The following is a 1,638-nucleotide window of genomic DNA, read 5'->3' as shown; positions in this document are numbered from 1 at the left end:
GGCCTACGCCGTCATCGGCAAGAAGCTGACCGGCGTACTCAGCCCCAAACGCATCACCGCACTGATCAACCTCTGGGGCTTTGCCCTCGTCACCCCTTTCGGCCTCTGGATGGCTTGGGGATTTGACTTTGGCAAGGTGGCGCCCTCCGCGTGGCTGTTGCTGCTGTTTTATTCGCTCGCAGCCAGCGTATGGACGGTCTGGCTCTGGATGACCGGGCTCAGGAMGATTCCGGCGAATCAGGCCGGCGTTTTCACCGTATTGCTGCCGGTCAGTGCCGCAGCGGTCGGCGTCATTGTTCTGGGAGAAAAGCTCAATGGCACCCAGATCGGCGCTTTTGCCATCGCGCTGACCGGCGTCGTGCTGGCTACTTTGCCCGGACGGGGTCCGGGAAAGCCTGTTCCGGTCGAGCCGCCGCACTGATTTCGCGGTCCAGCCGCTTTTGCCGGCGCATCACGGAAATGCTGTAGGCAATGATGCCCAACGACACCACCGTGATCAAAATCGTGGCCGCTGCGTAAATCGACGGGTTCACACCGCGGCGGGCGTAGCTGAAGATCACCTGCGGCAAGGTCGTCACGCCGGGCCCTGACAAGAATTCGGAGATCACCACGTCGTCAAACGACAGTGTGAAGGTGAGCAGCCAGGCCGACACCAGTGCCGGTGCAATGCTTGGCAAGGTCACCAGAAAAAACACCTGCACGGGCCGGCAGCCCAGGTCCATGGCGGCCTCTTCAAGGGTGCGGTCCATTTCACTGAGGCGTGACTGGATGACCACCGTGGCGTAGGCCATGCCGAGCAAGGTGTGCCCCGTCACGATGGTGATGAAACCCCGGTCCGGCCAGCCGATGGTGCGCTGCACCGCCACCATCAGCAGCAGCAAGGCCAGGCCGATGATGACCTCGGGCATGACCAGCGGCGCGTTGACCAACCCATAGAACAGCGTACGCCCGGTAAAGCGCAAATAGCGCACCAGTACAAAGGCAGCAAAGCTGCCGAGCACCACCGACAGCGTGCCGGTGATCAGCGCCACCTTGAGGGACAGAAAAAATCCTTCCACCAACCGCGAGTCCGACAGCAGCGCCTCATACCAGCGCGTTGAAAAGCCGGTGAAAACACCGTCTTGCCGGGTGCTGTTGAATGAAAAGACGATGAGGAAAATCAGCGGGATATAGAGGAAAAGGTACACCAGCCCCATCCAGATCCGGCCTATGTTGCCTTCTGCCAGGCGCAGGAAGGTTCTCATGGCTTCTTTCATCTCAGTGGCGTCCTTGCGCGTCACGGTCGCTGCTGGAGCGGTAATAAAAAGCCAGCGGCACCAGGATCAGGAGGATCATCACCACGGCCAGCGCGGATGCGCGCGGCCAGTTGTTGCTGCTGAACATCTCGTCCCACACCACGCGGCCGATCATGATGTTTTCAGCGCCCCCCAGCAGCGACGGAATCACGAACTCGCCGACGCTGGGGATGAAAACCAGCATCGAGCCGGCGATGATCCCGGACTTGCTGAGCGGAACAGTGATCAGCCAGAAAGCCTTCCAGGCGCTGGCGCCCAGATCGTGGGCAGCCTCCAGCAGACGAAAGTCCATCTTCACCAGGTTGGCGTAAAGCGGCAGGATCATGAAGGGGCAGTACACATA

3 protein-coding genes are annotated in these 1,638 nt (G+C 60.7%); 1 reads left to right on the top strand and 2 read right to left on the bottom strand.

Annotated elements, in window-relative coordinates; translation table 11 throughout:
• Positions 1-421, top strand: a 421-nt coding sequence (locus AC1DWI_RS22305; RefSeq protein ID WP_477725802.1) for an EamA family transporter, incomplete at its 5' end; no start/stop codon positions are given.
• Here AC1DWI_RS22305 and AC1DWI_RS22300 read toward each other — a convergent pair.
• Together AC1DWI_RS22300 and AC1DWI_RS22295 are read right to left on the bottom strand one after the other, a co-directional pair.
• Complete coding sequence (locus AC1DWI_RS22300) at positions 366-1,244, bottom strand: ABC transporter permease (protein ID WP_477669066.1); 879 nt, start codon at positions 1,242-1,244, stop codon at positions 366-368. The two genes, AC1DWI_RS22305 and AC1DWI_RS22300, sit on opposite strands and share 56 nt — an antisense overlap.
• A gap of 13 nt (positions 1,245-1,257) precedes the next feature.
• A partial coding sequence (locus tag AC1DWI_RS22295; RefSeq protein WP_477725801.1) for an ABC transporter permease occupies positions 1,258-1,638 on the bottom strand: 381 nt, incomplete at its 5' end.

It is taken from the genome of Polaromonas sp. P3_C2 (assembly GCF_056402675.1).
Note: the sequence above shows the minus strand (reverse complement) of the source record. Positions and strands in the feature narration are given on the sequence as shown.